The sequence below is a fragment of the Streptomyces sp. NTH33 genome (assembly GCF_003236365.1).
Taxonomy (GTDB): domain Bacteria; phylum Actinomycetota; class Actinomycetes; order Streptomycetales; family Streptomycetaceae; genus Streptomyces.
Genome location: NZ_POTZ01000493.1, coordinates 1 through 4,989 on the forward strand (window position 1 = coordinate 1; position 4,989 = coordinate 4,989).

At 72.9% G+C, this 4,989-nt stretch carries 4 protein-coding genes; all 4 read right to left on the minus strand.

Going from position 1 to position 4,989, the window contains the following annotated elements; genetic code table 11:
• Nucleotides 1-47: 47 nt before the first annotated feature.
• The 4 genes from C1I97_RS31345 to C1I97_RS31360 all read right to left on the minus strand — a co-directional run bounded on the left by C1I97_RS31345 (nt 48) and on the right by C1I97_RS31360 (nt 4,335).
• Nucleotides 48-1,640 (minus strand): MFS transporter, encoded by a 1,593-nt coding sequence (locus C1I97_RS31345; RefSeq protein ID WP_111006451.1) that lies wholly within the window; start codon nt 1,638-1,640, stop codon nt 48-50.
• A gap of 157 nt (nt 1,641-1,797) precedes the next feature.
• Nucleotides 1,798-2,829, minus strand: a complete 1,032-nt coding sequence (gene fbaA / locus C1I97_RS31350; RefSeq protein ID WP_111006452.1) for a class II fructose-bisphosphate aldolase — start codon at nt 2,827-2,829, stop codon at nt 1,798-1,800.
• A 158-nt stretch (nt 2,830-2,987) separates the two neighbouring features.
• Nucleotides 2,988-3,536, minus strand: coding sequence for an orotate phosphoribosyltransferase (pyrE, locus tag C1I97_RS31355; RefSeq protein WP_111006453.1), 549 nt, complete (start codon nt 3,534-3,536; stop codon nt 2,988-2,990).
• A 10-nt stretch (nt 3,537-3,546) separates the two neighbouring features.
• A complete protein-coding gene (locus tag C1I97_RS31360; protein ID WP_111006454.1) occupies nt 3,547-4,335 on the minus strand; it encodes an aldose epimerase family protein in 789 nt (262 codons plus the stop codon).
• Between the last annotated feature and the right edge of the window lie 654 nt (nt 4,336-4,989).

Here is a 4,989-nt window from a genome sequence, read left to right on the forward strand (position 1 = left end):
GGGTGGGGGGCGGTCCGCCCAGGAGGTTCTCGTGAATGTTCATGGCCTCAGTCTGCTGGATGCGTACGGGAAGCACGCAGGGCCCCGTCCCGTGCCCGGCGGCCCTCCAGTGGAGGTGCCGTCACCCAGCCGTGGGTGCGGCACTCGGGGTGGCGGCAGTCGGGGGGCGGGCGGCGGACGGTCGTGAAGGCGAGGACCGCGCCCACCACCAGGACCGCCGCGCAGATCGGCATCGCTCGCCGGAACGCGGCGTCGAAGGCGGTCGCCGAGCGGTACGCCTCCGGGCCCATGCCGGACAGCAGTGGCAGGGCGGCCACCGCGATCAGGCCGGCCGCGCGGGCGGCGGCGTTGTTGATGCCGCTGGCCAGGCCGGCGCGGGAGGCGTCCACCGAGGCGAGGACGGTGGCGGTCAGCGGGGCGACCAGGGTGACCATGCCGGTGCCCATGACCAGCAGGGCCGGCAGGACGTCGGTCAGGTAGTCCGCGCCCTTGCCGACCCGCAGCATCAGCAGCATCGCCGCCGCGCACAGGAGCGGTCCGGCCGTGAGCGGCAGGCGCGGGCCGATGCGGTCGGCGAGGGCGCCCGAGCGAGCCGAGAAGAGAAGCATGAGGACGGTGGTCGGAAGCAGGGCGGTGCCCGCGGCGAGCGGCGAGTAGCCGGCGACGACCTGGAGCTGGAGCGCGGTGAGGAAGAAGAAGCCGCCGAAGGCCGCGTACACGCACAGGGTGACCACGTTGACCGCCGTGAACTGGCGGGAGGCGAAGATGTCCAGCGGCATCATCGGATCGGGGCGGCGCTTCTCGACGTACACGAAGGCGACGGCGGCCAGTACCCCCGCGGTCGCGGTCAGAGGGATGGCCGGGGAGCCGGTGCGGGCCTCGATCAGGGCGTACGTCACCAGGGCGAGGGAGACCGCGCCGAGCGCCGCGCCCAGGACGTCGAAGCGGCCGTGGGCGGTGGATCCCCCGAGCTCTCGGCTGCTCCCCCAAGTTCTCGACTCCGTTCGAACAGGGGGTACCCCCGCGGGCAGGGAGGTGCCCCCGGCCGACTCGGGGACGTGGCGTACGGCGACGGGCGCGCAGACCAGGGCCAGGGGGATGTTCAGCAGGAAGACCCAGCGCCAGCCCGGCCCGGCCACCAGCCAGCCGCCGAGGAACGGGCCGACGGCCGCGCCGATGCCCCCGAAACCGGACCACAGGCCCACGGCTCTGCTCCGGTCGTCCGGGTGGAAGGAGGCCTGGATGAGGGCGAGGGAACCGGGCGTGAGGAGGGCGCCGCCGATGCCCTGCAGAGCGCGGGCGGCGATCAGGACGGCCGGGTTCGGGGCGAGGCCGCACAGCAGGGAGGCGGTGGCGAACCACACGACCCCGAGCACGAAGATGCGGCGGCGGCCGTAGCGGTCGCCGAGCGCGCCGCCGAGGAGGATCAGACCGGCCAGGGTGACCAGGTACGCGTTGACCGTCCACTGCAGGGCGGCGAGGCTCGCGTCCAGGTCGCGGCCGATGCGGGGCAGGGCGACGTTGACGACGGTCGAGTCCAGCAGGGCCATGCTGGAGCCGAGCACGGTGGTGAGCAGGATCCAGCGGCCGGTGGAGGTGGAGATCCGGACGGCCGGAGTGTGCTGTGCGGTGACAGCCATGGTGCGATCATCTCGCGCGGGCCGGTTCCGAGCCAGGCGGGCGAGCGATGGGCGGACGGGCGATGGGCGGACGACGGTCCGACGGACCGACGGACGACGGACGGACGACGGACGGGCCCGGTGCCGGAGCACCGGGCCCGTCGGACGGAACCGGGAACTACTTGATCTTCGTGCCGGTCGAGCGCAGGTTGCCGCAGGCCTCCACCACGCGCTTGGCCATCGACGCCTCGGCCAGCTTGCCCCAGGTGCGCGGGTCGTAGGTCTTCTTGGAACCGACCTCGCCGTCGACCTTGAGGACGCCGTCGTAGTTCTTGAACATGTGGTCGGCGACAGGACGCGTGAAGGCGTACTGGGTGTCCGTGTCGATGTTCATCTTCACCACGCCGTTCTCCAGCGCGGTGCGGATCTCCTCCTCCGTGGAGCCGGAGCCGCCGTGGAAGACGAAGTCGAACGGCTTGCTGTCGGCCGGGCGGCCGAACTTCGCCGCGACGCCCTCGTTGAGCTCCTTCAGCAGCTCCGGGCGGAGGACGACGTTGCCCGGCTTGTACACGCCGTGCACGTTGCCGAAGGAGGCGGCCAGCAGGTAGCGGCCCTTGTCGCCGAGGCCCAGGGCCTCGACGGTGCGGATCGCGTCCTCGACCGTGGTGTACAGCTCGTCGTTGATCTCGTGGGAGACGCCGTCCTCCTCGCCGCCCGTCGGGGTGATCTCCACCTCGAGGATGATCTTCGCGGCGGCGGTGCGGACGAGCAGCTCCTGGGCGATCTTCAGGTTGTCGGCCAGGGTCTCGGCGGAGCCGTCCCACATGTGGGACTGGAACAGCGGGTTCCTGCCGTCCTTGACGCGCTCCTCGGAGAGGGCGAGCAGCGGACGTACGTACCCGTCGAGCTTGTCCTTCGGGCAGTGGTCCGTGTGCAGCGCGATGTTGACCGGGTACTTCTCGGCGACGATGTGCGCGTACTCGGCCAGGGCCACGGCGCCGGTGACCATGTCCTTGCTGTACTGGCCGCCCAGGAACTCCGCGCCGCCGGTGGAGATCTGGACGATGCCGTCGCTCTCCGCCTCCGCGAATCCACGCAGGGCCGCGTGCAGGGTCTGGGAGGAGGTCACGTTGATGGCCGGGTAGGCGAACTTGCCTGCCTTCGCCCGGTCGAGCATCTCGTTGTAGATCTCGGGGGTTGCGATGGGCATCTGTCCGCTCCTTGTATCTGCGGGGTGCGTCTGCGTGCTTACGGCCCTGACCTAGGGAGTGACGTCATCGTCGGCCCCATCTTCGCAGACGTTGCCGGAAGTGTCGGACACCCTGTCCGGCCTGTGGATGACCGGATCCGCCCGGCCCGCCCACCGGCTCAGTCCAGCCCCAGCTCGTCCTTCGAGTAGGCGAACAGGTACGGCACCCCGGCACCTTCCTGGATCTTCTCGGCCGCGCCGGTCGCCCGGTCGACGATCGTCGCCACGGCCACGACCTCGGCGCCCGCCTCGCGCACGGCCTCCACGGCGGCGAGCGGGGAACCGCCGGTCGTGGAGGTGTCCTCGACGACCAGCACCCGGCGGCCCTTGATCTCCGGGCCCTCCACGCGCCGCTGCAGGCCGTGCGCCTTGGCGGCCTTGCGCACCACGAAGGCGTCCAGCCTGCGCCCGCGCGCGGCGGCGGCGTGCAGCATCGCCGCGGCGACCGGGTCGGCGCCCATGGTCAGGCCGCCGACCGCGTCGAACTCGAGGCCGGCGGTCAGGTCCAGGAGCACCTGGCCGACCAGCGGGGCCGCCTCGCCGTCGAGGGTGACGCGGCGCAGGTCGACGTAGTAGTCGGCCTCCAGGCCGGAGGACAGCGTCACCCTGCCGTGCACCACGGCCTTGTCCTTGATCTGCTGCAGCAGCTCGCCGCGAACGTCGCTCATGCCAGCCAGCTTAAGCGCGGCGCCAGGTCCAGGTCGTCGTGGCCTCCAGTGGTTCCAGCGGCGTGACCAGGCGCGGGAGGGTGTTCAGGCCGCCCGGCGGACCGGTCTGCGGCTCCACGCACACGGCGGCCTGCTGCTCGTCGTAGACGACGACCCACTCCACGGGGCTGGTCACCCTCAGGTCCAGCTGCCCGGGCCAGGTGAGCGTGACGTCGACGCCGCCGGGCATGCCGAAGCAGTCGTCCCAGGGGCCGGGCTCGGGGTCGATGCGGTTCCCGGTGGGCAGGTGGTCCTCGCCGCGCTCCTCCTGCCAGGTGGGCCGGAAGTCGATCCGTACGTCGTCCCGCCCGAGGTTGCGGTTGAACCACGGGTGCCAGCCGATCTGGGCCGGGAAGGAGGACTCGTACGTCTCCACGGACATCGTCAGCGTCAGGGCGTCCTCGGTCAGGGCGACCACCTGGGCGACGCGGCCGGAGTAGGGCCAGGGGTCGACCAGGTCGTACGTCATCACCGCCTCGTCCGCCGAGGTGCGGGCCGTGCGCCAGGCGCCGTCGCGGGCGGTGCCGTGGATGGCGTGCGGCGGGGAGTTGAGCGGCATCTGGTGGACGGTGGCACCGTCCCGGAACCGGCCGTCGCGGATACGGCCGCACCAGGGCACCATCGGGAAACAGCCGAACCGCTCTCCCTGGCGGAGCAGCTCCAGCCCCCCGACGCGGAGTCCCGCGATGCGCCCTCCGTTGCCCGGCCGCACGGTCGCCTCCGCGTCGCCCGCGGTCAGCGTGATGTCTTCGTTACTCACGCAACGAGGCTACTGTGCGGATCAAGAGGATGGTTTCCGCCGGTGGCGACACTGCGGGGCGCGGCAGGGCCGCACAACGCGGGTACGCCCCGGCCGCGCACACCGGACTCCGCCCGGCCGCCCAGGACACGCTCACCCGGCGGTGTGATGCCGCCGCACGCGGCAAGGGCCCCGGCCACGCAAGACGGGAACGCCCCGGCGGCACAAGACGGGCGCCTACCGGCCACGCGCGGCGCCACGACGCGAAGCGGGCGCGGCCACGCGAGGCAAATACCCCAGCCACGCAAGACGGGAACGCCCCGGCGGCGCGAGGCGGCGGCCACTCGCGGCAGCTTCCGCCCGGCCGCGGCACAGCGGGTACGGCCCGGCCGCGCGGGGCCAGTACCGTCCCGGCCGCGCACGGCGGCCATGGCCCAGCGGCGCAGGCGGGTACGGTCCGGCCGCGCGGCGCCGCCCGCACACGGCAGGCGCCCTGGACCACGCAGACAAACACGCCCCAGCCGCGCGAGGCGGGTGCGGCCGCGCGCGGCAGCTTCCGGTCGGCCGCGCGGGTGTTCAGCGGCGGCGTCTGAGGGCCCGGCCCACGATGATCGCCGACGCCACGACCAGTGCCGCCGCGGGGGCCGCCCAGCGGAGGGCGGGGCCGGCGGAGAC